Source organism: Devosia sp. GW821-FHT12F11, assembly GCF_058806655.1.
Genome location: NZ_JBXAPX010000008.1, coordinates 321834 through 348333, shown reverse-complemented (window position 1 = coordinate 348333; position 26500 = coordinate 321834). Strand labels below are relative to the sequence as shown.

Here is a 26500-nt window from a genome sequence, read left to right as displayed (position 1 = left end):
CTCCCCCTTGGCGGGGGAGAAAGCGATTTCTTAGGTTTAGCCGTTTGGCTAAGCCTTAGAAATCGCAAGAGAGGGGGTCCTGGGAGCCACCGCGGTCTCCCCGCAAGGGGGAGCTATGACCGAGACATCGCACCCGCTCAGAACAGGCTCATCTGCCCGTCGTCCACTGCCGGCGGTGTGAACAGGTCCGTGCGCAGCGGAGCAATCGGCCGGTCGAGCTTGTAGCGCGCCTTGGCGAGATCGACGCGCTGGCGGAGCAGGGTGGCGTATGGACCCTCGCCGACGAAACGCGTGCCGAAATTCGGGTCGTTGTCCTTGCCGCCACGGGTGTCACGAACGAGACTCATCACATGGCTCACCCGATCGGGGAAATGCCGCAGCAGCCACTCGCGGAAGATGTCGCGCACTTCGCCCGGCAGGCGCAGCAGGATGGCATTGGCGCCCACCGCGCCCTGCGCCGCCGCGGCGTCGAGGATGCGTTCGAGCTCCATGTCATTGATCGCCGGGATCATCGGCGCGGCCATCACCGTCGTCGGAATACCGGCTTCCGACAGCAGCCGCACCGCTTCCAGGCGCTTTTCCGGCGTCGAGGCCCGCGGCTCCATCTTGCGCGACAGGATGTGATCCATGCTGGTGATAGAGAGCGCCACGCGCACCAGGTTCTGCTCGGCCAACGGCTTCAGGATGTCGAGATCACGGACCACCAGCGCCGACTTGGTGGTGATGGTCACCGGGTGCTTGGTCTCCAGCAGCAGCTCAAGGATGCCGCGGGTCAGCTTATGCTGCCGCTCGGCCGGCTGGTACGGGTCGGTATTGGTGCCCATGGCGATGGGCTTCGGCTTATAGCGCTTGTCGGCCAGCTCGCGCCGCAGCAGCTCGACGGCATTGGCCTTCACATAGATGTCGCGCTCGAACTCCAGCCCTGCCGAGTGCCCGAGATAGGCGTGGGTCGGGCGGGCAAAGCAGTACGAGCACCCGTGCTCGCAGCCGCGATAGGCGTTGATCGAGCGATCAAAGCCGATATCCGGGCTCTCGTTGCGGGTGATGATCGACTTGGCGCGCTCGACATGCTCGATGGTTTCGAACGGCTTCAAATCCTCGACCTGTCCCCAACCGTCGTCGAACTCCTCGCGGCTCTGCCGATCGAAGCGACTGCCCTTGTTGGTCTGCGCACCACGGCCGCGATTGAGCGCCGGGTCGACGTAACGCCGCGCGATCAGGTCCGCATCGCGGGTGCCGTTCAATCGCTCCAGCTGCTCGAAGTTAGGGGCGCTTACCCGCATGTCCGTTCTCCAAACCCTCAAGCGACTCGCCACGGGTAACGTTCCATTAGGAATAGCATCCCAATGAGAACGGAACAAGAACAAAGCAGTGGAGAGAAATCGCTGCGGCATTGACCCGGTGGCGTCCGCTGCTAGCTTGGATGGGTCAGAAAAGGAGAGGCAGGTGCGGTTAGCCCTGTCCCGCTTCGGCGGTCCTGGCCTTCGCTTCGGCGACTGAGTCCCATGGCCTTGAACGCTGCTCCATCGGGGAGCGGCGCAGTGAAAGGTCTTGGCCAAATGAACCCTGCAGTTTCCGTCATTACCCTCGGCACCGCCGACCTCGCCCGCTCACGGCGCTTCTACAGCGAAGGGTTTGGATGGACGCCGGTCTATGAGAGCGAGGTGATCATCTTCTACCAGCTCAACGGCATCGTACTCGGCACTTTCCTGACCGCTGAGCTGGAGGCGGACATGAACCGCACCGGGCTGCGGACGCCGGGAGCGTTCGCGCTGGCCCACAACGTCGCCACCGAAGGCGAAGTGACGCCGCTGATCGAGCAATTGGCGGCGGCCGGCGGCATGGTCATCCGTCCGGCCGACGCCCCGCCGCATGGCGGGGTGCGCGGCTACGTTACCGACCCCGATGATCATGCCTGGGAGATCGCCTGGAATCCTGGCTTTGCCATGGATGACGAGGGCAACGTGAGGTTCGGGTTGTAGAATTGTACGTCAGGGCGCGGTTCTGGCCTCGCCCCGCATCGATCAGAGGCCCAGCAGGCCGCGGCGAAGCCGGGACCGATGCGGGGTTAGCCCGCGATCTTCGAGAAATCCGCCACGAGCCGCATGGTGTCGCGGAGCTTGGCGAGGAGGTTCAGCCGGTTGGTGCGCACCGCCGGATCCGCGTCGTTGACCAGCACCGCCTCGAAGAATGCATCGACCGGCTGCCGCAGTGTAGCGAGCGCGGCAATCGCGCCCCGGTAGTCGTTGGCGCCCACCTTGCCGGCGACGGCGGCGTCAGCCTTCATGATCGCGTCGGCGAGGGCGATCTCGGCATCGAGCTTCAGCTGCTCCTCGGCCACCGGCGTATCGTAGGCCTTGCCGTCCTTCTTCTCCTCGGCGGCGAGGATGTTGGCGGCGCGCTTGTAGCCGGCGAGGAGGTTCTTGCCGTCCTCGGAGCCGAGCAGCTTCGACAGCGCCTCGACCCGCTCGGTGATCTCCAGCATGTCGTTGCTGTCCTTGCCGATCACCGCGTCGACCAGGTCGTGGCGGGCGCCGGCATCGCGCAGCGTTACCTTCAGGCGATCATGGAAGAAGCTGAGCAGGTCCGGTTCCACGTCGAGCGGGAAGCGCAGGTTGTTGTCGGTGACGATGCGGATGACGCCGAGCGCCGCGCGGCGCAGCGCGAACGGGTCGCGCGAGCCGGTGGGCTTCTCGTCGATCGACCAGAAGCCTTTCAGCGTATCCAGCTTGTCGGCCAGCGCCACCGCGATGGCGACCGGCTCACCCGGCACCAGATCGGTGGGGCCGAGGGGCTTGTAGTGGTCGGCGATCGCATTGGCGATGGCCGTCGGCTCGCCCTGCGCCAGTGCATAATAGCGGCCCATGATGCCCTGCAGCTCGGGGAACTCGCCGACCATGCCAGTGGTGAGGTCGGCCTTGGCCAGCATTGCGGCACGCTTGGCCAGTTCGGGGTTGGCCCCGACCTTGGGCGCGATTTCGCCGCTCAGCTTCACCAGCCGCTCGACGCGCTGGAACTGCGTGCCGAGCTTGGCGTGGAACACGCTCTCCTCGAGCTTGGGCAGGCCATGCTCGAGCGGCAGCGCCAGGTCGGTCTGATAGAAGAACCGCGCGTCCGACAGGCGGGCGCGGATGACGCGCTCGTTGCCGGCGACGATGGTCTTGCCGCCGTCGGCTGCGATCTGGTTCGAGGTGATGATGAAGAACGGCGCCAGCTTGCCCGAACTGTCGCGCAGGCAGAAGCATTTCTGGTTGGCGCGGATGGTGGCGATGATCACTTCCTCGGGCACTTCGAGGAAAGCCGGGTCGAACGACCCCAGCATCACCACCGGCCATTCGACGAGGCCGGCGACTTCTTCAAGCAGGCCTTCGTCATGGATGACGCTCAGCCCCTGCGCGAAGGCGAGGTTGTCGGCATCGGCCCGGATGATCTCCTTGCGGCGATCGATATCGAGGACGACCTTGGCCTTCTCCAGCGCCTGCACGTAATCGTCGAAGCGCTTCACCCGGATCGCCTCGGGCGCGAGGAAGCGGTGGCCGAACGTGGTCTGCCCGGAGGTCACGGTATTCGACTTGAATGGGATGACGATCGGCTCGTCGTTATCGGTGCCGAAGGTGGCGGTGATGGCGCGCAGCGGCCGCACCCAGGTCAGCCCGCCATTGCCCCACTGCATGGATTTCGGCCAGTCGAAGCCGGTGATCACCTTGGGTAGCAGGCTCGCGAGGATGTCGGTCGCCTCGGCGCCTTTCTTGTCGATGTGCGCGACGTAGAACTCGCCCTTCTTGGGGTCGGCCTCGATCTTGGCCTCTTCGATCGAGCTCAGTCCCGCGGCCTTGAGGAAGCCGTCGATCGCCTGCTGTGGCGAACCGACCCGCGGGCCCTTGCGCTCTTCGCGCGTATCGGGCGAACGGGCCGGGAGCCCGGTTACGGTCAGCGCCAGGCGGCGCGGTGTGACGAACGCCTTGGCGCCCTCGTAGACGAGGCCGGCATCGACCAGTGCATTGGTCACGGCCTTCTTCAGGTCCTCGGCGGCCTTGCGCTGCATGCGAGCAGGGATTTCTTCCGAGAACAGTTCGACGAGGAGTTCGGGCATCTCTTAAGACCGGGCGTTTGAAAGCGCGGTTTGCCTAGCAAGGGCAGGGGAGATTGTCCATTGCGGGGTTGGCCAATGCGGCAGGAGGTCGGGTTCGTTGGCGGCAGGAGCCGTGTGCCGGTGCTCCACCTCCCGCCTTCGCGGGGATGACGTCGGTGGGTAGGCGATATGAAGCGGCTTAGGGGAGGTTTGGTCCTACCACCCACCGCCGCCGCCACCGCCTCCGCCACCACCGGAGCCGCCGCCTCCGCCGCCCCCGCTGGAAAAGCCCGAGCCCGACGACGAGCTCGGCTGGGCTGCGACCATGGCGGCGCTCATGCCTGATGCCACCGACGACACCGAGTTGGCGAAGCTCCCCGAACTGTTCGACCAGTTACGACCGGTGTAGAAGCCCGGCGCGTAGCTGCTCCCCTGCGCATCGGCGACGGCGTTGCGGGCCAGTTCCGCTTCGAAGTGCTCCGACCACGGCTTCTCGACGCCCAGCGCAATGGCATAGGGCAGGATGCGCTCGAAGCGCTCCACCGTCATCGGCGGCTCGTTGGTCATGTTCAGCCGGTTCTTCTCGGCGGTGTTCATGTACATCTTGAAGCCATCGAGCTGGTCCATGATCTTGCGCCCCTGCACCGTCGGCGCCCGCATCAGTACGGCGAACATCACGTTGATGAAGATGATCGAGGCCGCGCCGATCAGCGCGACATCAGGACGGAACTCGCTGAGAAAGCTCGCTGCTGCGCCGAACAGGTTGCCGCCGAAGATCACCGCCCACACCGCAAAGATGATCTTGGCGATGATCGGGCCGCGCCACAGCCCCCTGAGCGCACCGCTCAGAATGCCGAGGAACAGCGCACCGACGCCGGCGAATACCAGCGTGACGGGGTCGATCAGGTCGAACACCACCATCCCGAGGAGGATCAACACAGAGAACCCGACCCCCACGAGGATGTAGCCGGTATTGTTCCTGAAATAGGCCAGCCGGTTTTCGGTTTCGATGGCCGAGACGAACTGGCCGCGCGTTTCGTTGAGTTTAGGGCCGGTGGTGGTGTTGACCGTCACCTTGCCCTGCGACTTGAAATAGTCGAACAGCAGCCGCTCGGCCGCCCCGAGATCGTCCGGCGGCGCCTTGCCGGTCACCGTGACGCTGAGCGTCTTTCCCGGGTTGTCGATCTTCACCAGCCCCTTGACCCCGAGGTCGAAGATCGAGGCGGTGAAGGCGGTCCAGCCGCTCTTCTCCCAGCCCATGCCGTCGACATATTCGGCAAGCCCTGGCGAGAATCCCTTGGGCGGGTGAAACAGCGGGATGATCGTGCCCTTCTTCGGATCGCGCCCGACCGCGCTCCAGGCGAGGAGGTTATAGAGCAGCACCAGGCCAACCGCGATGCCGGGCACCACGATGTCGCGATGGTCGCTCAGCCAGTACAGCAGCCGGTCTAGTCCCTGCGGCTCGGTGAGAATGCCCTTTTGAAACGACGCCGCCACGCTGACGCCTTCGCCCGAGCCCAGCGGGCGGTTCACCCGGAAAATCGCCGTGTTGTCGGAGGTGCGGGTGATGGTAACGGCCTGCTCCATCGAGCCCGGCGCACCGGTATAGCCGACCAGCCGGTCGATCACGGCGCCCTTGGGCAGGGTGATCGAGGTGACGGCCTGGTCGATCGGAAAATTCCAGTAGTTGCCGGTGGCGTTCCAGAACAGTTCGTCATGATCGGCAAAGCTGCGCCCCATCCGCGTCATGCTGTAATGGATGGTGTATTTGTGCCGGCCATAGCTCAGCAGCACGTCGGCATCGCCGATGCGGATGCGCTTGAAGCCGGCGCCGATATTGTCGAGCGAATAGGGCTCGGTCCGGCCATCGCGGAGCACCGTCTTCACCGTGAGGTCGGAGCGAAGCCGCGAGTTGTCCGGATTGATCAGGACCAGTGGGATGTCGCGATAGATGCCGCGGCGGATCTCATAGCCCTCGGCATTGACCTCGATGGTCTCGATAACGTCGACCGAACCATCGGCGTTGAGGGTGACGGCGGACGAGAACGAGGTGATGGCTTCACGGGCGCTGGCCGGGAGGGCGAAGAGCAGGGTGAGGATGGTAAGGCCCAGCGCCAGCGCGCGCTGCCACCCCCCTCCCAGCCTCCCCCACAAGGGGGGAGGTGCGAGCCGGCGCCTAGGCTCAATGGTGCCACGACCTCCGCTCGACACCTCCCCCCTTGTGGGGGAGGCTGGGAGGGGGGTGGCCAAACGCACGATGCTCATGCTGGCGCTGGGATCAGAACTTCACCGAAGGCACGGCCCGGTCGGCTTCGTTCTCCAGCTCGAAATACTCGGCCTTCTCGAACTTGAAGGCGTTCGCGACGACGTTGGAGGGGAAGCTCTCGACCGCCGTGTTCAGGTTGCGCACCGAGCCATTATAGTAGCGGCGCGCCAGCTGGATTTCGTCTTCGACGTTCTGCAGCGCGCTCTGGAATTCGAGGAAGGTGGTGTTGGCCTTGAGGTCCGGATAGGCCTCGGCAATGGCGAGGAGCTTGCCCAGCGCGCCCGACAGCGCGCCTTCCAGCGCACTGCGCTCGGCCGGGCCGGCATTGGCCCCGGCGGTGGCGGCGGCGCGGGCCTGGGTCACCGCCTCGAGCGTTTCGCGCTCGTGGCCCATATAGCCTTTCACCGTCTCCATCAGGTTGGGGATCATGTCGGTGCGGCGCTTCAACTGCACGTCGATGCCCGACCAGCCCTCTTCCTTGAGCTGACGCTTCGACACCAGGTCGTTGTAGACGAAGATCGCGTAGCCGATGGCGACGACGACGATCGCCAGAATGATCAACCCAGTCATGGAGCCCTCCGCATGTGATGCTCAAGCGCGCTCCCAGGTTCGAAAGCGCGGCAAACCAAAGACCCTCAAGCGCCGCAAAGTGGCACCGGACCGTGGGCACCGCAATTGAATTGCGCTGGCTGAATGGGAAATGAACGTGTTTTTGGAACGGCTTCGCGGAGCGGTCTGAATCTCAGGATGAACTTGAAGTCAGCAAATTCACAGCGTGAACTTGATTCAAGTTACTCACCTTGGTCGTCCTGCTTCTCGGCTTCCAGCACCGGATCAGTCTTGTGCTTGTTCTTCCGCTTGTAGGCCTTGGGATCCGCCTCGACCTTTGGCTGGAACTGCCCCTCGCGCAGCGACTTGGCGGCGACATTGCGCGGTGCGACCTGCTTGCGGGAGAGGGGGACCTTCATCGCTTCAACGCTCGGCGAGGCGCGGCATCAGTTCGACGAAGTTGCAGGGCTTGTGCCGGTTGTCGAGCTGGGCCCGCAGGATCCCCTCCCAGGCGTCGCGGCAGGCGCCACGCGAACCGGGCAGCACGAAGACGAAAGTCTCGCCGATCAGCCCGCCGGTGGCGCGCGACTGCAGGGTCGAGGTGCCGACCGTGGTCGAGGAATACTGGTGGAACAGCACCGAGAACCCATCCATCCGCTTCTGGAACAGCGGCTCCAGCGCCTCCGGCGTCACGTCGCGGCCGGAAAAGCCGGTGCCGCCGGTGGTGATGATCGCATCGACGCCATCGTTCACCACCCACTCCATCACCTTGGCGCGGATCTGGTGGATGTCGTCGCGCACCACGGCACGCTCGAAGCAGCTGTGCCCATCGGCTTCCAGCAGTGATTTCAGCAGCGCGCCGGCGGTATCGGTCTCGAGCGTCCGGGTGTCGGAGACGGCGAGCACGGCGATCGACAGCGGGGTGAACGGCTTGCTCTGGTCGAGTTCCGATTTGAACATCTGGGGCTACTCCGGCTTCGGCTTGTCCGACTTGTCGGTATCACCGGGCGCGTCGTTTTTCACGTGCCGTTCGACGATCACCGTCGGCTCGATCGGATCGGGCACCAGCAGTTCGGTTTCTTCGGGCTGCGCGGCCGCTGCCGGCGTGGCCGGGCGGGGCGTCGGCTTTTCCTCGCCGCGCGGATCGAGCGTCACCGTGCCGGGCGATACGCCCTTTTCGGCGCTCATGGCGCGGAAACGGACGCGGCCCGAGGAGTCGCGCACCGGGCGGATCTTCATGCGCAGGAACGCCGTGACGGCAAGCGCCCCATGGAAGGTGGCGGTGACGATGAACAGGCCGACCGGCGCGATAGCGTTCATCACCCAGCTGGCGATGATCGGCCCGATGGCGAGCCCGATGCCGAGGATCAGCAGCATGCCGCCGGCGACGCGGCCGAACTCGCCTTCCTTGGCGAAGTCGTTCGCATGCGCCACGGCGATGGCATAAAGCGGATAGGCGCCGAAGCCGTAGAGCCCGAACAGGATGAACATCAGCACGCCGCTGCTCGGGTTCAGCAGCACGGTGAGAAGTCCGATCACTGCCGCAAAACCGCTGAGCCCGACGATCACCAGGCGACGGTCGATCTTGTCGGAGAGCCGCCCGAACGGCGTCTGCGCCACGGCGCCCACCACTGCGGTGACAGCGAACAGGTAGGCGATGGTCGAGGCATCGAGTTTCTGCTCGAAGCCGTAGACCGGCGCCAGCGTGCCGAAGGTGCCGTTGGCCATGCCGCAGGCAAAGGCCGCGATCACCGCCAGCGGCGAGGTCTTGTAGAGCAGCACCACGTCGAGCCGCGCCGACGAGATCGGCCGCGGCTGCGGCGTCGAGGTCAGGGCGCTTGGCAACAGCGCACAGATGAAGGCGATGGCGCCGACGACGAACGGGATATGGCCGAAAGTGCCGGTCACCGCCATGGCCAGCTGACCGACGGTCGAAGCGGCCATGTTGATGGTGGTGTAGACCGAAAAGATGGTGCCGCGGCTGCGATTGTCCGCCACCTCGTTGAGCCAGCTTTCGACGATCATGGCCGCGCCGGCAAAGCAGAAGCCGGAAAAGGCGCGCAGCACGATCCAGCCGATATCCTGAACCCAAAGCAGGTTAAGCAGGATCGTCACCGTGCCGATCGCCGCCATGATCGAATAGGCGCGGATGTGTCCGACGCGTTTCACCAGCATTGGCACGGTGATCGAACCGGCAACGAACCCCACCGACCAGCCGGTACCGATGAGGCCGAGCGCCGTGAGCGAGAACCCCTCCTCGGCGCCGCGCACCGAGAGTAAGAGGCCCTGCAGGCCGCCTCCGAACATCAGGAGTGCCGAGCCGATGAACAGGGCATAGATCTTGAGGGCGGAGGACATGGCGCTTTCTATGGTTTCGGGTCCTGAGGCGCTTGCCCGCGGAGTCGGACCAAATTCGGGCGGCACAATCAAGCGTCATCACTATTCTTGGCTGGATAGTCTTAAGTAGGGGTCAAGACCAGGGTTGGTCCGCGCGTAATCGCGACGCGTTCAGCCGCCATTCACTGCCGTTCGGCGTATCGATGCACTCCCATCACCTGGTTCAGGCCGGGGCGTAATGCGAGACGACTAGATGATAACCGAGCGAATGCGGCTGGTGCCGCTCACACCTGAACACCGGCAGGCCTTCCAGCAATCGCGTGAGGCGTTCGCCGTGTTGCTCGGCGTCACCTTGCCGGCGGCCTGGCCGGAGTTTCCCGAAGCATTCGGTCCCGACTTCCCCGAGGCGCCGACGCCATGGTCGCCTTACCTGTTTCTGCACCGCGACGAGCCGAGGCTCATCGGCAATGGTGGCTATGTCGGCGCTCCCGACGCCGACGGTGTCGTCGAGATCGGCTATGAGATCGGCCCCGAGCACCAGGGGCGCGGCTTTGCCACCGAGGCCGCCGGCGCGATGGTCGCCACGGCCTTCGAAGCCGGCGCCCGAGCCGTCATTGCCCACTCCCTCGCCGAGACCAACGCCTCGAACGCGGTGCTGCAGAAGCTCGGCATGCGCTTTGACGGCGCGCTCGAGCAGGAGGGGAGGCAGATCTGGCGCTGGCGCATCGACCGGCAGGATTGACAGCTATCGCTGATCAATCGTGTGCAGCATATTGATGAAATCATGTCACTGGCTTCATCGCGCTGACCGGCGGAGAAGGCGGCCCAGACGGCGGGGCGCCACAGACATGAGTTTTCTCCGATGTTCCAATCCAAGGATAACAACCGCTCCTCGGCTTCCGTGCCTGGCGCTTTCTCGAGGCGGCTCGCCATCGCAGCCGGTGTGATCGCGCCGTTTCTGCTCAAGGCAGCAAAGGCCGAAGCGCCGCACGACGCGGTGGTCGCGAGCCTCGTTGACCGATCCGAGCGCCAGGCCCAGCTGTTCAATGCCGGGCGGATGGAGGAGTGGGTCAAGCACGTCCGTCTCGGCGAAGATTTCACCCTGATGCAACCCTTTGGCGGCCCGGCCAGCCACGGCTTCGACGCTTCGCCGCAGCACCTGGCCGAGCTTGCGGCACGCTTCCAGAATGGTGATGCCAGCCTCGAGGTGGTGCAAGCCGTGGCGACCGATGATCTGGTCGTCCTCGCCTATGTCGAACGCCAGGACGGCGAGGTTTCCGGCCTGCCCAAACAGGATTGGTCGCTGCGCGTCACTCAGGTGTTCCGGCGTCAGGGCGCCGACTGGCATCTGGTACATCGCCATGCCGATCCGCTGGTGCGCTCGATCTCGCTCGCGACCACTGCGGCGCTTGCTGCCGGCCGCGACCTGGCGGTCGAGAGCTGATGATGCAGATCTGGCACTTCTGCTTCATCATAGCCGCCGTGGCCGCGCTGGTCGGCATGAGTCTGGGCATCTTCATGGGGGCCAACGAGGATTTCACCCTCGCCCCCGTGCATGCCCACCTCAACCTGCTCGGCTGGGTTTCGATGTTCCTTTACGGCCTTTACTACCGTGGGGGGCAGCATGCGCCCGGTCGCCTGGCCCGGCTGCAGGTCGGGGTTGCGGCACTGGGTTTCCCGGGCATGACGGGAGGTCTCGCGATCCTGCTCACCGGCGGCGGCTCGGTCGCCTACACGCTGGTGATGGCCGGCTCGATCCTAACCATCAGCTCGATGCTGCTGTTCATGGCCGTGCTGCTGCGCGATGCGTACCGCACCCGCCACGCCACTGGCACTTGACGGCGAATTGCTGACACATGCATGGCCGATCTACGGGCCGGCTACGTCGTCAATTGACGACATCCTTGTATTTGCAGCCTTTCTTCCGGAAGTCCGACATAGCCCGCTGGGCCGAGGTATAGGCCTCCTGACGTTGCCTGTTGGTCTTGTTTTTGGAGTAGTACGCCTCCATGTTTAGATCGTAGATTTCGTAAATCGCCTTGCACAGGGTGGTATTGTCCGTCGTCGATCCAGCATCCGATTTCTGTTCGGAGAGCGCTGGCGCAACGAAAGCGAAACTCGCCACCGCGACGGCAAGTAGTACCGTTCTGGTCATGGCGTGATGTCCTTTGCTGCTCTGGAAATTCCCGCGTACGTCTAGCCCGTGACGGCTGCCGCGAGGCCGGGGCGAGCAATCCTCCAGAAGTATCAGCACAGTCGTCGGGAATACAGCAGTGGCATTGGCGTTTCGCGCCCGCAGTGCCAGCGGAGCACCTAACCGCTGATCGCCTGCTTCAAGCTCAGCATGTCGCGCCAGGCCAGTGCCTTGCTGGCGGGGGTGCGCAGCAGATAGGCCGGGTGAAGGGTCGCCAGCGCCCGCGTCTGGTGGCTGTTGATCGTCAGGTCACGCCACTGGCCGCGCATGCGGGTGATGCCGTTCTGGGTCTGGAACAGCGATTTGGTGGGCACGTTGCCGAGCGTCACGAGGAACTTTGGCGCTACCAGTTCCACCTGCCGCAGCAGGAACGGCGTGCAGAGCGCCATCTCCTCCGGCGATGGGTCGCGGTTACCGGGTGGGCGCCAGGGAACCATGTTGGCGATGTAGACCTTGCTGCGGTCGAGCCCGATCGCTGCCAGCATGCGGTCGAGCAACTGCCCGGCCCGCCCGACGAACGGCTTGCCCTGCAAGTCCTCCTGCTCGCCGGGACCTTCGCCCACCAGCATGATCTCGGCCTCGGGGTTGCCGTCGGCGAACACCAGCTGCGTGGCGCGCTTCTTGAGCAGGCACCCCTCATAGGCGTTCATCACGGCGCGCAGCTCATCGAGCGTCTGTGCGCCGGCGGCGAGGGCGGTGGTTTCGGTCGGATCGGAGGTCAGCGAGATGGCGATGGGCGCCGCAGTCGGAGCGGCAGTCAACGCGACTGCTGCTTCCGGCGCCGGGATCGGCCGGGCGCGGGAGGGCGCCACCGAGGCCGCGAAGCGGTCGACCGGCTCTTCGCCGACGGCGAAATCGACGCCAACGGCGCGATACCAGTCGAGCGCCGCCCGGGCTTCGGCGTCATTTAGCGGTCGATTTTCGGACATGGGTTCTGTTATGTCACAGCCCGCTTTATCCCGCCATCCGTGAATGGACCTGACCTTGGCCGACGCCGGCAATCGCGAGATACTCGAGACCGATGTGCTGATCGTCGGGGCCGGTCCTGCGGGCCTCAGCGCCGCCATCCGGCTGAAGCAGGTGGCGCCGCGGCTCTCCGTTACGGTGGTGGAAAAGTCCGCCGAGCTGGGTGGGCACATCATCTCCGGCGCGGTGATGAACCCGGTGGGGCTCGATGCGCTGCTGCCGCGCTGGCGCAACATGGGGGCGCCGGTCGGCCCGGCGATGACCCGCGACACCTTCCACTTCCTCACCGCCACAGCCGATATTGCGCTGCCGCAGCTGATGATCCCGCCGCAGATGAAGACGCCTGGCGCGGTGATCGTCAGCCTCGGCGATCTGGTGAAGTGGCTCGGCGAGCAGGCGCAGGGGCTCGGCGTCGATATCTTCCCGATGACCGCGGCGGTCGACGTGCTGACCGGCGAAGGCGGCCGGGTCGAGGGCATCATCACCGGCGATCTCGGCGTCGATCACGTCGGCAACCCGAAATCCACCTACGCGGCCGGCATCGGGCTGAGGGCCAAATACACCCTGATCGGTGAAGGGGCGCGCGGCTCGCTCGCCAAACACCTGATTGGCCATTTCGGCCTCGCCGACGGGCATGATCCGCAGCTCTACGGGCTGGGCATCAAGGAAGTATGGGAGATCGCGCCGGAGCGGCATGAGGCCGGGCGCGTCGATCACTATCTCGGCTTCCCGCTCGACAACGCCACCTCCGGCGGCGGCTTCGCCTACCATGCTGGCGGCAACAAGCTCTATCTCGGTATCGCGGTGCATCTGAGCTACAGCGACCCCACCCTCTCGCCCTTCGGCGAGTTCCAGCGCTTCAAGGCGCATCCGGCGATTGCCCGACTGCTCGCGGGCGGCCGCCGGCTGAGCTACGGCGCCCGGGCGATGACCTCCGGTGGGCTGCAGTCGATCCCCGAGCTGGCGTTTCCCGGCGGTGCGCTGATCGGCTGCGCGGCCGGGTTCATGAACGTGCCGGCGCTGAAGGCCATCCACAACGCGATCCGCTCGGGCATGGCCACCGCTGAGCGCGTCGCCGCGGCGATCGGCGAGGGCAGGGCTTATGACAAGCTCGAGGGATTGAACGACAGCGTCCTGGCTACCGGCATCGGCGACGAGCTGAAACGGGTGCGGAACGTCAAGCCGTTCTGGTCGCGCTTCGGCACCTGGCTCGGCGTGCTGCTGGGCGGCCTCGACATGTGGTGCGAGGCGCTGTTCCGCGTCTCGCCGTTCGGGACGTTGCGGCACGGCGAGGCGGATTCCGCCAGACTTCGGCCGCTCGCCGAGGTGGCGCCGCGAGTCTATCCGCGCCCCGATGGCACGACGACCTACGATCGCGCGGCCTCGGTCTACCTAGCCAATCTCAGTCACGACGAGGACCAGCCAGTGCACCTGAGGCTCGCCGATCCGGACCTGCCGGTGCGCGAAAACCTGCCGCGCTACGGCGAGCCGGCGCCGCTCTATTGCCCGGCCGGGGTCTATGAGGTGGCCGAGGAGGACGGTGCGCCGGTGTTCCGTATCCACGCCGCCAACTGCGTCCACTGCAAGACCTGCGATATCAAGGATCCCGCGCAGAACATCACCTGGGTGCCGCCCGAAGGCGGTTCGGGGCCGAATTACTCGGGGATGTGAGATGCCGCTGAGGCAATGCTGCCCACCCACCGCCGTCATTCCCGCGAAGGCGGGAACATGGTGGGATGCTGTAGGACCCGCTAAGGTTGAGAGATCCCACTGGGTCCCCGCCTTCGGGGGGATGACGCCGGTGGGTGGGGCACCGAAGCCGTGGCAGGCAGCATCGCCTCACGACGTCTATTCCCTCACTTCATTGTGCCTGCCTCTTGCGGCGCAGTCGCAAAATCGCCCATGTTTCTTGGGCTAGTCAGCCGCTTCCTGGCTTCTCGGAGATATCGAGCCTCGTGACCCACAAAGCCCGTCTCGCTTCCGGCGTCCTTCTCGCCGTCGCGCTCACCATTGGCGGCGCCGCGGCGCTCGAATCGAGTGCGGCCTTCCCGCTGATGGATCAGAGCGTGACCGGCAGCTATCTGGCCGGCCGGCAGGCGCTCTCGGACCTCAGGACCGAAGATGCTGCGCGCTATTTCCGCATCGCCGCGGAAGGCGACTGGGACAACCCGATCATCGTCGAGCGGAGCTTCATCGCCTACGCCGCGAACGGGCAGGTGTCGGATGCGTCGCGCCTCGCCAAGCACCTGCTCGAGCTGAGTGCGCCCAACGACCTCGCGAGCCTTGTCATCGGCACCGAGGCGGTGAAGCAGCGCCGCTACGCGGCGGCAGCCAAGGAGCTCGAGAATGTGGGCGGCGACACGTTCGCTGGCATCACCGGCGGTCTGCTGCATGCCTGGGCGCTGGTCGGCGAGGGCAAAAAGGCCGAAGCCAATAAGGTGCTCGACGAGATCGGGCAGGGTGGCCTCGAGGACTTTCTCGTCTTCCACCGGGCGCTGATGGCCGACGTCGAGGGGGACAGCAAGTCGGCGCTCGAGTTCGCCGCCAAGGCCTATGAGGCCGACCCGTTTGTCGCCCGCATCGTCGAGGCCTATGCGCGCATGCTGGGTAATGCCGGCCGCTTCGATGAAGCCGAGAAGGTGATCGCCAAGTTCGAGTCCGAAGGGCTGGATCACCCGCTGGTTGCCGCGGTGAAGGCCAAGATCGACAACAAGCAGCGCCCGGGCGTGTTCGCCGCCGACGTGCAGGCCGGCGCCGCCGAGATGTTTCACTCGGTGGGCGTGGCGCTGGCGCGCGAGGGCAGCCCGGATGTGTCCGCGGTGTTCCTGCAGCTCGGCATGTATCTCGATCCCAAGGCCGACGTCATCGATCTGGTCTATGGTCAATTGCTGGACGGCGCCGGCCAGCACGATGCTGCCAACGCCATCTACGACAGACTGCCGCCGGATTCGCCGATGAAGCCGATGGCGGTGGTGCGCGTTGCCGAGAACCTCAGCGCCACCGGCAACCGCGACGAAGCGCTGCGCCGGCTGGGCAATATCGTGGCGTCGAACCCCAATGATCTCGAGGCCTTGTCGGTGCTCGGCGACATGCAGCGCGCCGCACAGAAATATGCCGAGGCGGCCGATACCTACACCAAGGCGCTTGATGTTGCCGGCGGGGATGCTCCGGGCGACTGGCGGTTCTACTACGTGCGTGGCATCGCCTATGAGCGCGCCAAGCAATGGAACAAGGCCGAGATCGATTTCAAGCGCGCGCTGGAGCTGAATCCGGACCAGCCGCAGGTGCTGAATTATCTCGGCTATAGCTGGGTCGACCAGGGTGTGAACCTGATGCCGGCGCTCGACATGATCGAGAAGGCCGTCGCCGCTGCGCCTAACGATGGCTACATTATCGACAGTCTGGGCTGGGCCTTCTACCGCCTCGGCCGCTTCGACGATGCGGTCAAGCAGCTCGAAGTGGCCGTGCAGCTGCGCTCGACCGATCCCGAGATCAATGACCACCTCGGCGATGCCTATTGGCGCGCCGGCCGCAAGCTCGAGGCGAAGTTCCAGTGGAATATCGCCGCCGCCGTCGACCAGGAGGGGGCAGTGAAGGAGCGGGTGGCCAAGAAACTCGCCGGCGGCCTCGATGCCGTGGCGCCGGCTCCCGATGCGGGCCCGGTGGCGGAAGGTCAGGCCGCGCCCGCCCAGTAACATGCTGCAAGGCACTGTCTCCGAGGCGGCTCCCGCCAAGGTCAACCTGGCCCTGCATGTCACCGGCCGGCGCCCCGACGGTTACCACGAGCTCGAAAGCCTGGTGGTGTTCGTCGATGTCGCCGACGAGGTGTCGGCGCATCCGTCCAAGGCCGACCGGCTGCGCGTCACCGGCCCATTCGCGGCTGCCGCGGGCGGTGGTGATTCAAACCTCGTGATGCGCGCCGTGAAGGCGTTCCGCACGCGCTGGCCGGGTCGCTTGCCGGATGGTCTCGATATCGCGCTGACCAAGAACCTGCCGGTCGCGGCAGGAATCGGCGGCGGCTCCGCCGATGCCGCCGCAATGCTGCGCCTGCTGTCCGGCATGGCGGGGGGCGATCTCGAACTTGTCGAACTCAGCGCGCTGGCGCTGACGCTAGGTGCGGACGTGCCCGCCTGTCTGCTGTCGCAGCCCTGCGAAGTGCGCGGCGTCGGCGAGATCATCCACCCGCTGCGCGGCTTTCCGGCGACCCACCTGGTACTGGTCAATCCGCTGGTGCCGGTGGTGACGGCCGACGTGTTCCGTCGGCTCGAGCAGCGGACCAACCCGCCGATGCCTACCCTGCCGCAGCCGCTGACCCGACCGGCGCAGCTAGGGCTGTGGCTGGCCGAGACCCGCAACGACCTCGAGCCCGCCGCCATCGCCCTGGTTCCGGTGATCGGCGAACTATTGCGCCAGATGCGCGTGCTCGATGGCTGCGCGTTGGCCCGTATGTCCGGCTCGGGCGGCACCGTGTTCGGCCTCTTCGGCTCGGCCGCCCAGGCGCATCAGGCTGCGCACGATATGCGGGCCAAATACCCCGATTTCTGGGTGGCCGCAGCGCCGGTGATCAGTTGATGGTCAGGTCGCTTTCGGGAAAAGTTGCTGACTTTTCCATTCTCGAAGGCGCTGGAATGGCCCTAATACGCCCGGGCGACGGTGAACTCGGCGATGTCGCCGAGCAGCGCCTTCATCTCGCTCGGCGGTAGCGGCTTCAGCGCTTCGCGGGCGTGGCGGGCGTGGGTGAACGCCTGCTCGATGGTGCGGCCCAGCGTGTCGTAGCGCTCGAAGATCGCCACCACCTGCTTGAGCTGTACTTCGCCGGCATCGACCGCGCCGAGCGTCTTGGCGATGATCTCGCGCTCGGCTGGTGTCGCCTGCTGCAGGGCGAGGATCACCGGCAAGGTCATCTTGCCCTCGCGCAGGTCGTCGCCGGTGTTCTTGCCGAGCGTGCCGGCCTCGCCGCGATAGTCGAGTACGTCGTCGACCAGTTGGAAGGCGAAACCGAGCTCGCGGCCGTAGCGGTGGAGTGCCTCGCGGCCCACGGCATCGGCGCCACCGGCCATGGCGCCCACTTCGGTCGCAGCTTCGAACAGCTTCGCAGTCTTGGCGCCGATCACTTCGTCATAGTCGGCAGCGCTGGCGCTGAGATCGCGCGTCTTGGCGAGCTGCAGCACTTCGCCCTCGGCGATGATCGTCGCTGCCTGCGAAATCACCCTGAGCGCCGCGATGTTGCCGGTATCGACCATCATCATGAAAGCCTGCCCGAGCAGGAAATCGCCAACCAGGACGCTCGCCTGGTTGCCCCACTTCATGCGGGCCGCGGCGCGGCCGCGGCGCATGTCACTCTCATCGACCACGTCGTCGTGGAGCAGGGTGGCGTTGTGCATGAACTCGACGGCAGCGGCGAAGTTGACCTCGCTGCCGTTCGACTTGCCGAACAGCATGGCTGCGGCGATCGTCAGCATCGGCCTGAGCCGCTTGCCGCCGGAATCGATCAGGTAGCGCGCCACCTCGGGCACCAGCTCCACATGCGAGCTGGCTTTTTCGAGGATCATCGCATTGACCCGATCCATGCCCGGCCGGGTCGCGTCGAGCAGCCGGTCGAGCGCGCCGGCGCTGGTCATCGCCTCGTTTGCCGCTGCCGCCGATAGAGCCATGAAATCCCCGGTTTGAGCTACGCATCCGGCACCCTATAGTCGGGCGCCTGCGAACTGTCGCGATGGTGCGATGTCCCTAGACGAAGCCACTGATCTTGTAAAACAACAAACGCTGACGCGCGACGCCTTTTTGGGTGGCCGCCTCACCGTGTCGCAGCCGGAAAAGGGGTTTCGGGCCGGGTTGGACTCGGTGCTGCTCGGGGCCGCCGTACGCGCCAACGCGCATAGCCTGCTCGATCTTGGGGCCGGGGCCGGTACTGCCTCGCTGGTGGCCATGGCCGACCTGCCACGGCTCACCGCGACGCTGCTCGAGGCCGACGCCGCCATGGCGGCAATTGCAGCGCTGAACCTCGACGCCAATGCCATGGCAGGACGGAGCAAGGTGCTGGCGCTCGACTTGACGGCGCCGGGGCGGCTGCGCGCCGATGCCGGGCTCGCCGCCGATCACTTCAGCACCGTTATCGCCAACCCACCGTTCTTCGATCCCGGGCGAGGCTCCGCCCCGACGCGCGCCCGGGCCGGCGCGCGGCACATGGATGATGCCGCGCTCGACAAATGGGTGAAGACCGCCGCGACCCACGCAGCACCGGGCGGCGAAGTGATCTTCATCCACGTTGCCGAGGCGCTGCCGCTGCTCCTCGTGGCGTTCACCCAGCGCTTCGGCGCGGTCACCGTGCTGCCGCTGCTGCCGCGCCAGGGCGAGGCGGCAAGCCGGGTGCTGATCCGTGGCATCAAGGGCTCGCGCGCGCCGTTCTGCCTGCTCGCGGCACGGGCGATGCACGAAGCCGAAGGGCGCGGCTTCCGGCCCGAGTTCGACGCCATCTTCCGTGGCGCGGCCCGCCTCATCTGGTAATCCCGCCACGCGGCACATACATGTGCCCCGACAAAAACGAGGCGTCACATGGGTTTGCGGTCCTGGATCAAGCGCAAGATGGGGCAGACCGGCCCGGTTGTTCCGGTGGTGCGGCTGCATGGCGTAATCGCCGCGGACCAGCGTCCCGGCCGGCTGAACATCGAGACCGTAGCGCCGCTGCTGAAGCGCGCCTTCGCGGTGAAATCCGCCCCCGCCATCGCCATCATCATCAACTCGCCGGGGGGTTCGGCCGTGCAGTCGCGGCTGATCTCGAAACGTATCCGCGATCTTGCCGACGAGAACCACAAGCCCGTGCTGGTGTTCGTCGAGGACGCAGCGGCATCGGGCGGCTATTTCATCGCCACCGCCGGCGACGAGATCATCGCCGACCCGTCCTCGATCGTCGGCTCGATCGGGGTGATCTTCGCCAGCTTCGGGTTCGTCGAAACGCTGAAGAAGGTGGGCATCGATCGCCGCGTGCACACCGCCGGCCGAAACAAGTCGACGCTCGATCCGTTCCTCCCGGAAAAGCCGGAGGACGTGGAGCGCATCAAGCAGATGGAAAGCGAGATCCACCAGGTCTTCATCGATTGGGTAAAGCTGCGCCGCGGCGAACGCCTGAAGGCCTCCGACGATCAACTGTTCACCGGTGAGTTCTGGAGCGGCGTGAAGGGGCTCGAGCTCGGCCTGATCGATGGCCTCGGCGACCTGCACGAGGTGCTGCGCGCCCGCTTCGGCGACAAGGTCGAGCTGTTGCCGATCGCGCCCAGGCGCGGACTGCTGACGCTGCCGCGGCTGGGCCTCGCCGCGCTGACCGGCGATATCGCCGCCAGCATCGAGGATCGCTCGGTCTGGGCCCGACTGGGTCTCTAGGCGATGACCGGAACGCTGCTCCGCATCCTGATCTTTGCCGCGATCATCCTGTTGATCCTGTGGGGGCTCAGGAAGATCTGGCGGGATTGGACCGGCCAGTTCAAGCAGCTGGACAAGGAACGCCACGAGCGCGACCTGCGCGAACGCCAGCGGCCCGATGTCATCACTCTGAAGCGCGACAAGGACGGCAAGTTCCGGCCGCCCGAGGACGACCAGCGCTAGACTGCCGACGACAAGCCCGCTGCCGGCCGCTAGCCTTCTCGCGGATATGGAGTCGCGAGAATGGTCGGCACATTATTGCGCAGTCGGCGCCCGGAGCATCATGCGCAGGTGACCTCGGTCGAGCTGTTCTTCGACCTGGTGTTCGTCATCGCCGTCACCCAGATTTCGCACGCGCTGGTCGAGCACCTGAGCTGGCTCGGTGCACTCGAGGCGGCGCTGATGTTGTTGGCGATCTGGTGGGCGTGGATCGACACTGCCTGGATCACCAACTGGCTCGATCCTGACAAGCCGCTGGTCCGGCTGATGCTGTTCGTGCTGATGGGCATCGGGCTGGTGATGTCGAGCTCTCTCCCCGGGGCATTCGGCGATCGTGGCCTCGCCTTCGCCATCGCCTTCGCGGCGTTCCAGCTCGGGCGTACGGCCTTCATGCTCTGGGCCGTGCGGGCCCGGCCGACGCTTTATCGCAACTTCATCCGCATCATCATCTGGTACACCGCCTCGGCCGCACTGTGGGTGGTGGGCGGGCTCGCCGGCGGCGAAGCCCGGCTCATCTGCTGGCTGATCGCCGTGGCGCTCGACAGTGTGTCGCCCGCGCTCGGTTTCCGGGTTCCAGGTCTCGGGCGGGCCGACACGCGCGACTGGGACGTCGATGGCGGCCATATGGCGGAGCGCAGCGGACTGTTCGTGATGATCGCGCTGGGCGAGTCGGTCCTTGTCACCGGGGTCGGCTTCACCCAGCTCGCTTGGACCCCGGACGTGGTGCTGGCCATGACCGTGTCGCTGCTGCAGTCGATCGCCATGTGGTGGATCTTCTTCGGCCAGCATGCGGAAGCGGCGAGTGCGGCCATCTCCAACTCGCCCGATCCCGGGCGTGTGGCGCGGCAGGCCTACACCTATGTGCCGATCCTCCTGGTTGCCGGTATCGTCGTCTCGGCCGTCGGCGACGAAATCGTACTGGCGCACCCGATGGGGCACCTGGAAGCGGCGACCATCCTGGTGCTCATCGGCGGGCCGGCCTTGTTCCTTCTGGGCGCGGCGCTGTTCAAGCTCGCCGTGTTCGGGCACTGGTCGGCGCCGCGCTTCGGCGGGCTGCTGGCGATCCTCGCGCTCTACCCGCTCGCCGCAGGCCTCTCGCCGCTGCTGCTCTCCTCGCTGACCACTGGTATCGTCGTGCTGGTTGCTGTGTGGGAGGCGGTGGAGCTGGCGCGCCACCCCGAACGCTATCCGGCGGCAGCGCGACATCACGCTGAGTGAACTGCGGAATTGACCCATTGCGTTGGCCCAACTAGGTTCCGCGCGCCATTCGCACCCCGGAATATAGCCGATGCCCGACGCTTTGCCCGCCCACATGGACCCCAGGAACTCGTTCCAGGGTCTGATCCTGACGTTGCAGCGCTTCTGGGCGGAGCAGGGTTGCGTGATCTTGCAGCCATACGACATGCAGATGGGCGCCGGCACGTTCCACACCGCGACGACGCTCAGGGCGCTGGGGCCGAAGCCGTGGAAGGCCGCCTACGTGCAGCCCTCACGCCGCCCCAAGGATGGCCGCTACGGTGAAAACCCCAACCGGCTGCAGCACTATTATCAGTTCCAGGTGATCCTGAAGCCGTCGCCCGACAATATCCAGGAGCTCTACCTGCAGTCGCTGGCCGAGATCGGCCTCGATTCCAGCCTGCACGATATCCGCTTCGTCGAGGATGACTGGGAGAGCCCGACGCTGGGCGCCTGGGGCCTGGGCTGGGAGTGCTGGTGCGACGGTATGGAAGTCAGCCAGTTCACCTATTTCCAGCAGGTCGCCGGCTTCGAGACCAGACCCGTGCCGGGCGAGATCACCTACGGCCTCGAGCGCCTCGCCATGTATGTGCAGGGCGTCGAGAACGTCTATGACCTCAACTTCAACGGCCGCGAGGGCGAGGACAAGGTCACCTACGGCGATATCTTCCTGCAGAACGAGCAGGAGTTCTCGAAGTACAATTTCGAGGCCGCCGACACCGAGATGCTGTTCCGGCATTTCAAGGACGCCGAGGACGAGTGCCGCGCCATCCTCAGGAAGGGCGCCGACGGCAATCGCCAGACCATGGCGGTCCCCGCCTATGAGCAGGTCGTCAAGGCCAGCCACAACTTCAACCTGCTCGACGCGCGCGGCGTGATCTCGGTGCAGGAACGCCAGAGCTACATCCTGCGCATCCGCGAGCTGGCGAAAGAATGCGGCGCCGCCTGGCTGCAGACGGCGGGCGGCGGGGCGGAATAGCCTTTCGTGTCTCAGCTCGGTGCCAGATTCATCGGGCTGATTTTCGCATTGGTGTTCTTCCTGCCGCTGGGGATGATCAACAACGGCGGACGCGGCATCTTCATCCCATCGGCGCGATGGGAGGCGTGGGCGTCCGTCGCTTACGTGATCACCCTGGCCAGCATGGCCGTCCTCGTCCTCGTGGTGCACTGGCTGCTGGTCGAGATGGGCAACCCCAAGGGCGTTCCCGCCACGCCGACCCGCATCATGTTACGGGTGCTGACGGCATTCCTGCTGATCCTCTTGCCGGTCTGGGTGCTTGGCGTGGTCTATGGCGTGTTCCGGGCCTACGTCGACGGCCCGGTGCTGGAGCGGCTGGAAATGGCCGTCGAATTCGACAGCTACCACGAGAGCAGGGGACGCCGATCAAAGTCGCATTGGGTCGTGCTCAAGAGCGCTGAGCACGGCACGTTTCGCATCAACGTCGACGAGACGCCAGAGCACCTGCTGCCCAGGGAGGGCGTGGAAGTAGTGGTGACCGGCCGCCGAACCTGGATCGGCGACCGATACGACAGGCTGCCGTTACTGGAGCACTAGGCCTCCGGTCAGCCGTTGGCGCCGGCCATGGCGGACGGAATTGCGCGGCCTTCGATGTAGTGGCCGTAGAGCGTTGTGAGGATGCTCACGCCGACGATCATCTTTACCCAGCCGGTTGCGAGCGTCCAAAGCACGGCGAGGAAGCCGCCGATCGGGCCGGCCATGGCGAAGACGAAGGCGGGGATATCGATGACCAGCGCCGCAACCGCCGACAGCACCGCCAGTACGATGATTGGCACATTGGCGCTGTTGGTCGCTTCCCAGGCCTGCCGCAGGGTAATCGGCTTGCCGATGGCGATCGAGGGCAGGATCGGCGCCAGCCGGTAGCCGACGATCAGCACCGCCGCGAGAGCGAGCAGGCCGGTGATGAAGACGCCGACCACGTTCAGCAGGGGGATCGCGATGATCCCCACCACCGCCGAGACGACGAACGACAGCACGAAGCCGATCAGGCCGATCAGCAGCGAATAACCGCCATAGGATAGCAGCCGGCTGCTGTTGAACTCCGGAAACTGCCCGGCAGGCACCTCGTCGAGCAACACATACCGATGCCAGGCCACCGCGACCCAGACGAACGCCACGATGGCGAGGATGGCTGTGATGAGGCCCAGGAACCCGCCGCTACCCAGGGCCGCCATGGCCTGCTCGGGTTGCACCGGCGTTGGAAACAGCAGGGCAAAGACCAGCGCCGGGACGGCGTAGATCAGGTAAAGCAGCCCCGTGATCTTCAGGGCGTTGCGCCAATCGCCCAGCACCAGGCGCACGGAATGTACAAACAGACTAACGCCCATGAAATGCCCCAATATCTCAATGTTGAATGCCGACCCGCGTGCGAGGCTAGCGCAACAGCAAGAGTCGCGGAAGCGGCGCCCGCGAATAGCTGGGGACTGGCTGGGGTGGCGCTACTGGCAGCTCACTTCGAGTCCATCGGCGCCGGTGAAGCGGAACGTGGTCTTGCCGGTGTCGTCGGTGCCGAACACACCAGTAAGCTGCATGTCCTTGAGCGGGCCGGAGAGCGGGTTCACCTCCGACCCGGCGGAGGCAACCTGGCCGCTCGCGCTGTTGCCATCGACATTCTTGAATGAATAGTCGCCGGCCACGAACAGCGTGAGCTCACCGAGATTGGCGCCATTCTCGCTGACGCATTTATAGACGCCGGGCGGTGGAAACTGCGCCAGGGCGGGGGTGGCGAGGAGCACGAGGACGGCAGCAGCAATGAGCGGGCGCATGGCGCAGATTATCGGTGCGACAGGCGGTGGAGGCAAGGGCGTAGCCTCGGTCATCTCACGGGCGAACGGCACGGCCGCGGAGTCATGCTCGCGAAAGCGCATAGGCGCTAAGTTACGATCACGCCCACCCACCGACTGTCATCCCTGCGAAAGCAGGGACCCATTCATCCACCTGCGCTGCGGCGAGTTGGGTCCCTGCTTTGGCAGGGATGACACCGAGTTAGGGGCTCTGCCGGGTGGTAATTTCGCCGATCGGCGCCGCATCTGAGCAGTGGAAATCCCCTGAGCTCAGCGCATATGGGCGAAAGGGGACCTCTGTTTGCGATCGTGCGTGAGGCCAAGAAAACCGAGGTTCCCGCTTTCGCGGGAATGACCCGGTGGGTGGGGCCAGAATCGGACGCACCACCGTTTGGTACAGCTCGATGGTGAAAACCTAGACCGGCGGCATCAGCCCCTCTGGCTTGCGACGCTTGCCCTTGAAGGGCTCCATGCCTTCATTGGCGAGCTGGTCGGCGCGTTCGTTCATTTCGTCGCCATTATGGCCTTTGACCCAGTGCCAGTTGATCTTGTGGCGCTGCGTGGCGGCATCGAGCGCCTGCCACAGCTCGACATTCTTGACCGGCTTCTTGTCGGCAGTGCGCCAGCCGTTCTTCTTCCAGCCGTGGATCCACTTGGTCAGCCCGTCCTTGACGTAGTTGCTGTCGGTGTGGAGCTCGATCTCACAAGGGCGCTTCAGCGCCGTCAGCGCTTCGATGGCGGCGGTCAGCTCCATCTGGTTGTTGGTGGTGAGCGGTGCGCCGCCCTTCAGCTCCTTGACCGTGTCGCCGTATTGCAGCACGGCGCCCCAGCCACCGGGCCCGGGATTGCCCGAACAGGCGCCATCGGTGTGGATGATGACCGAATTCATGCCGACGGCCGATCGTAGCGGTAGAACTCGACATCGGGGTGGTCGTAGCTCTCGCCGGTGTGGGTATAGACGCCGCCGAGCTTGCGCAGCACCTTCAGCGAGGCCTCGTTGCGCGCGTCCGCTATGCCGAGGAAGTGGTCGCGGTCGGTCTCGCGCCAATACCAGTCCTTGAGTCCGCTCGCCGCCTCGAGCACGTAGCCGTTGCCCCAGAACTCCGGATAGAGCGAGTAGCCGATCTCGGGGATTTCCTCGACCCCGTAGATGCCGAAGCCGCAACGCCCCACCAGCACCCCGTCGGCCTTCCGCGTCACCCGCAGCTTGCCCATCTTCTGACGCTCGAACAAAGCGATCCAGTGGGCGAGCGCCTTGTCCATCTCCTCGCTCGTCCATGGCCGACCATGTCCGGTGAGATAGCGCGCCACGGTGGGGTCGCCATGCAGGCGGTAGAGATCGTCGATCTGGTCGGCGCGCCAGCCGGAGAGCACCAGCCGGTCGGTTTCGAGAAGCGTCAGATCGGTCATGCTGCGGGTTGGGCTCTGAGTTCGCGGGGCAGGTTGAAGACGATGCGCTCGCGCTGTTCGCCGCTGGCGCTGACCGCGATATCGAAGCGCTGCGCGAACGCCTCGATCACCTCGTCGACCAGCGTCTCGGGCGCCGAAGCGCCGGCGGTGATGCCGAGCGTCCTGATCCCCTCGAACCGGCTCCAGTCGATCTTGTCGGCACGCTCGACCAGCGAGGCATTGGCGCAGCCGACACGCTGCGCCACCTCCACCAGCCGCACCGAGTTGGACGATTCGGGCGCTCCGACCACGATCATCGCGTCGACTTTCGGCGCCACCTGCTTCACCGCTTCCTGACGGTTGGTGGTGGCGTAGCAGATGTCTTCCTTGTGCGGCAGCGCAATCGCCGGGAAGCGGCGGCGCAGCACCTCGACGATCGCCGAGGTGTCATCGACGCTGAGCGTCGTCTGCGTCACATAGGCGAGCTTCTCCGGATCGCGTGGCGTAAAGGCCTCGGCCTCGTCGACCGTCTGGATCAGCGTGATGGCGCCATCGACCAATTGCCCCATGGTGCCGATCACCTCGACATGGCCGGCATGGCCGATGAGGACGATCTCGCGGCCTTCGTTGTGATGCCGGTTGGCCTCGATATGCACCTTCGACACCAGCGGGCACGTCGCATCGAGAAAGAACATGTTGCGCGCCTTGGCGCCGGCCGGCACGGATTTGGGCACGCCATGGGCCGAAAACACCACCGGGGCCTCCGTATCGGGAATCTCGTCGAGTTCCTCGACGAACACCGCGCCCTTCTGTTTCAGCCCGTCGACCACGTATTTGTTGTGCACGATCGCATGGCGCACATAAACCGGCGCGCCATAGCGCTCCAGCGCCAGCTCGACGATCTGGATGGCACGATCGACGCCGGCGCAGAATCCGCGCGGCGCACACAGCGTAATGTCCAAGTGCGGCCTTGTTTGCATAGGAGAGCAGATGCGTTCAATGACCGGGCAAGTCAAGCTGCCAACGTCGCGACCAAAGCGTGCGGCAAGGC

28 protein-coding genes are annotated in these 26500 nt (G+C 65.5%); 13 read left to right on the top strand and 15 right to left on the bottom strand.

The features are described from left to right. Positions 1–137: 137 nt before the first annotated feature. The gene (locus AC1ROK_RS23140) at positions 138–1283 is read right to left on the bottom strand and encodes a PA0069 family radical SAM protein (RefSeq protein WP_492851309.1); all 1146 of its coding nucleotides are present in this window, start codon (positions 1281–1283) and stop codon (positions 138–140) included. A 276-nt stretch (positions 1284–1559) separates the two neighbouring features. On the opposite strand from AC1ROK_RS23140, the gene AC1ROK_RS23135 reads away from it, so the two are divergent. Beyond that, positions 1560–1982: a VOC family protein gene (locus AC1ROK_RS23135; RefSeq protein WP_492851307.1), complete on the top strand. Its 423-nt coding sequence runs from the start codon at positions 1560–1562 to the stop codon at positions 1980–1982. A gap of 86 nt (positions 1983–2068) precedes the next feature. Here AC1ROK_RS23135 and glyS read toward each other — a convergent pair whose 3' ends face one another. From glyS to AC1ROK_RS23105, 6 genes are all read right to left on the bottom strand, one after another. After that, complete coding sequence (glyS, locus tag AC1ROK_RS23130; RefSeq protein WP_492851305.1) at positions 2069–4093, bottom strand: glycine--tRNA ligase subunit beta; 2025 nt, start codon at positions 4091–4093, stop codon at positions 2069–2071. Between the two features lie 195 nt (positions 4094–4288). Next, positions 4289–6226, bottom strand: coding sequence for a DUF2207 domain-containing protein (locus AC1ROK_RS23125; protein ID WP_492851303.1), 1938 nt, complete (start codon positions 6224–6226; stop codon positions 4289–4291). Positions 6227–6350: 124 nt separating this feature from the next. Then, a complete protein-coding gene (locus tag AC1ROK_RS23120) occupies positions 6351–6899 on the bottom strand; it encodes a LemA family protein (protein WP_492851331.1) in 549 nt (182 codons plus the stop codon). Positions 6900–7129: 230 nt separating this feature from the next. Next, entirely contained in the window at positions 7130–7306 is a 177-nt protein-coding gene (locus AC1ROK_RS23115; protein WP_492851301.1) for a DUF7230 family protein, read from the bottom strand. Positions 7307–7310: 4 nt separating this feature from the next. Then, positions 7311–7847, bottom strand: a complete 537-nt coding sequence (gene moaB / locus AC1ROK_RS23110; protein WP_492851299.1) for a molybdenum cofactor biosynthesis protein B — start codon at positions 7845–7847, stop codon at positions 7311–7313. A 6-nt stretch (positions 7848–7853) separates the two neighbouring features. Next, a complete protein-coding gene (locus AC1ROK_RS23105) occupies positions 7854–9245 on the bottom strand; it encodes an MFS transporter (protein WP_492851297.1) in 1392 nt (463 codons plus the stop codon). Between the two features lie 232 nt (positions 9246–9477). Here AC1ROK_RS23105 and AC1ROK_RS23100 point away from each other — a divergent pair, with 232 nt between their 5' ends. From AC1ROK_RS23100 to AC1ROK_RS23090, 3 genes are all read left to right on the top strand, one after another. After that, complete coding sequence (locus tag AC1ROK_RS23100; RefSeq protein WP_492851296.1) at positions 9478–9966, top strand: GNAT family N-acetyltransferase; 489 nt, start codon at positions 9478–9480, stop codon at positions 9964–9966. 120 nt (positions 9967–10086) lie between these two features. Continuing rightward, positions 10087–10668, top strand: coding sequence for a YybH family protein (locus AC1ROK_RS23095; RefSeq protein ID WP_492851294.1), 582 nt, complete (start codon positions 10087–10089; stop codon positions 10666–10668). Beyond that, the gene (locus tag AC1ROK_RS23090; protein ID WP_492851292.1) at positions 10668–11063 is read left to right on the top strand and encodes a hypothetical protein; all 396 of its coding nucleotides are present in this window, start codon (positions 10668–10670) and stop codon (positions 11061–11063) included. The genes AC1ROK_RS23095 and AC1ROK_RS23090 overlap by 1 nt, the downstream gene beginning before the upstream one ends. A 49-nt stretch (positions 11064–11112) precedes the next feature. Here AC1ROK_RS23090 and AC1ROK_RS23085 read toward each other — a convergent pair whose 3' ends face one another. Then, complete coding sequence (locus AC1ROK_RS23085) at positions 11113–11379, bottom strand: hypothetical protein (protein ID WP_492851290.1); 267 nt, start codon at positions 11377–11379, stop codon at positions 11113–11115. 158 nt (positions 11380–11537) lie between these two features. Beyond that, positions 11538–12347 carry a uracil-DNA glycosylase gene (locus AC1ROK_RS23080; protein ID WP_492851288.1) on the bottom strand — a complete coding sequence of 270 codons (810 nt, stop codon included), beginning with the start codon at positions 12345–12347 and terminating at the stop codon, positions 11538–11540. Positions 12348–12390: 43 nt separating this feature from the next. Here AC1ROK_RS23080 and AC1ROK_RS23075 point away from each other — a divergent pair, with 43 nt between their 5' ends. The 3 genes from AC1ROK_RS23075 to AC1ROK_RS23065 all read left to right on the top strand — a co-directional run bounded on the left by AC1ROK_RS23075 (position 12391) and on the right by AC1ROK_RS23065 (position 16956). Further along, positions 12391–14055 (top strand): electron transfer flavoprotein-ubiquinone oxidoreductase, encoded by a 1665-nt coding sequence (locus tag AC1ROK_RS23075; RefSeq protein WP_492851286.1) that lies wholly within the window; start codon positions 12391–12393, stop codon positions 14053–14055. A gap of 284 nt (positions 14056–14339) precedes the next feature. Continuing rightward, positions 14340–16079 (top strand): tetratricopeptide repeat protein, encoded by a 1740-nt coding sequence (locus tag AC1ROK_RS23070; RefSeq protein WP_492851284.1) that lies wholly within the window; start codon positions 14340–14342, stop codon positions 16077–16079. Between the two features lies 1 nt (position 16080). Continuing rightward, positions 16081–16956, top strand: coding sequence for a 4-(cytidine 5'-diphospho)-2-C-methyl-D-erythritol kinase (locus AC1ROK_RS23065; RefSeq protein WP_492851282.1), 876 nt, complete (start codon positions 16081–16083; stop codon positions 16954–16956). Between the two features lie 62 nt (positions 16957–17018). On the opposite strand, the gene AC1ROK_RS23060 is transcribed toward AC1ROK_RS23065, so the two are convergent. Next, positions 17019–18038 (bottom strand): polyprenyl synthetase family protein, encoded by a 1020-nt coding sequence (locus AC1ROK_RS23060; protein ID WP_492851280.1) that lies wholly within the window; start codon positions 18036–18038, stop codon positions 17019–17021. A 70-nt stretch (positions 18039–18108) separates the two neighbouring features. On the opposite strand from AC1ROK_RS23060, the gene AC1ROK_RS23055 reads away from it, so the two are divergent. The 6 genes from AC1ROK_RS23055 to AC1ROK_RS23030 all read left to right on the top strand — a co-directional run bounded on the left by AC1ROK_RS23055 (position 18109) and on the right by AC1ROK_RS23030 (position 22813). Continuing rightward, a complete protein-coding gene (locus tag AC1ROK_RS23055; RefSeq protein ID WP_492851278.1) occupies positions 18109–18891 on the top strand; it encodes a tRNA1(Val) (adenine(37)-N6)-methyltransferase in 783 nt (260 codons plus the stop codon). A gap of 48 nt (positions 18892–18939) precedes the next feature. Continuing rightward, positions 18940–19764, top strand: a complete 825-nt coding sequence (locus AC1ROK_RS23050; protein WP_492851276.1) for a S49 family peptidase — start codon at positions 18940–18942, stop codon at positions 19762–19764. Positions 19765–19767: 3 nt separating this feature from the next. Continuing rightward, positions 19768–19986, top strand: coding sequence for a hypothetical protein (locus tag AC1ROK_RS23045; RefSeq protein ID WP_492851274.1), 219 nt, complete (start codon positions 19768–19770; stop codon positions 19984–19986). A 60-nt stretch (positions 19987–20046) separates the two neighbouring features. Continuing rightward, complete coding sequence (locus AC1ROK_RS23040) at positions 20047–21240, top strand: low temperature requirement protein A (RefSeq protein ID WP_492851272.1); 1194 nt, start codon at positions 20047–20049, stop codon at positions 21238–21240. Between the two features lie 70 nt (positions 21241–21310). Beyond that, the gene (locus AC1ROK_RS23035; RefSeq protein ID WP_492851270.1) at positions 21311–22237 is read left to right on the top strand and encodes a glycine--tRNA ligase subunit alpha; all 927 of its coding nucleotides are present in this window, start codon (positions 21311–21313) and stop codon (positions 22235–22237) included. Positions 22238–22243: 6 nt separating this feature from the next. Next, positions 22244–22813 carry a hypothetical protein gene (locus AC1ROK_RS23030; RefSeq protein ID WP_492851268.1) on the top strand — a complete coding sequence of 190 codons (570 nt, stop codon included), beginning with the start codon at positions 22244–22246 and terminating at the stop codon, positions 22811–22813. A gap of 8 nt (positions 22814–22821) precedes the next feature. Here the strand turns inward: AC1ROK_RS23030 and AC1ROK_RS23025 are convergent, their stop codons facing one another. The 5 genes from AC1ROK_RS23025 to ispH all read right to left on the bottom strand — a co-directional run bounded on the left by AC1ROK_RS23025 (position 22822) and on the right by ispH (position 26429). Then, entirely contained in the window at positions 22822–23604 is a 783-nt protein-coding gene (locus tag AC1ROK_RS23025; protein ID WP_492851266.1) for a hypothetical protein, read from the bottom strand. 111 nt (positions 23605–23715) lie between these two features. After that, a complete protein-coding gene (locus AC1ROK_RS23020; protein WP_492851264.1) occupies positions 23716–24042 on the bottom strand; it encodes a hypothetical protein in 327 nt (108 codons plus the stop codon). Positions 24043–24475: 433 nt separating this feature from the next. Further along, the gene (rnhA, locus tag AC1ROK_RS23015) at positions 24476–24949 is read right to left on the bottom strand and encodes a ribonuclease HI (protein ID WP_055885123.1); all 474 of its coding nucleotides are present in this window, start codon (positions 24947–24949) and stop codon (positions 24476–24478) included. Continuing rightward, positions 24946–25470: a GNAT family N-acetyltransferase gene (locus AC1ROK_RS23010; RefSeq protein ID WP_492851262.1), complete on the bottom strand. Its 525-nt coding sequence runs from the start codon at positions 25468–25470 to the stop codon at positions 24946–24948. The genes rnhA and AC1ROK_RS23010 overlap by 4 nt, the downstream gene beginning before the upstream one ends. Next, positions 25467–26429, bottom strand: coding sequence for a 4-hydroxy-3-methylbut-2-enyl diphosphate reductase (gene ispH / locus AC1ROK_RS23005; RefSeq protein WP_492851260.1), 963 nt, complete (start codon positions 26427–26429; stop codon positions 25467–25469). Before ispH ends, AC1ROK_RS23010 begins: the two co-directional genes overlap by 4 nt. Between the last annotated feature and the right edge of the window lie 71 nt (positions 26430–26500).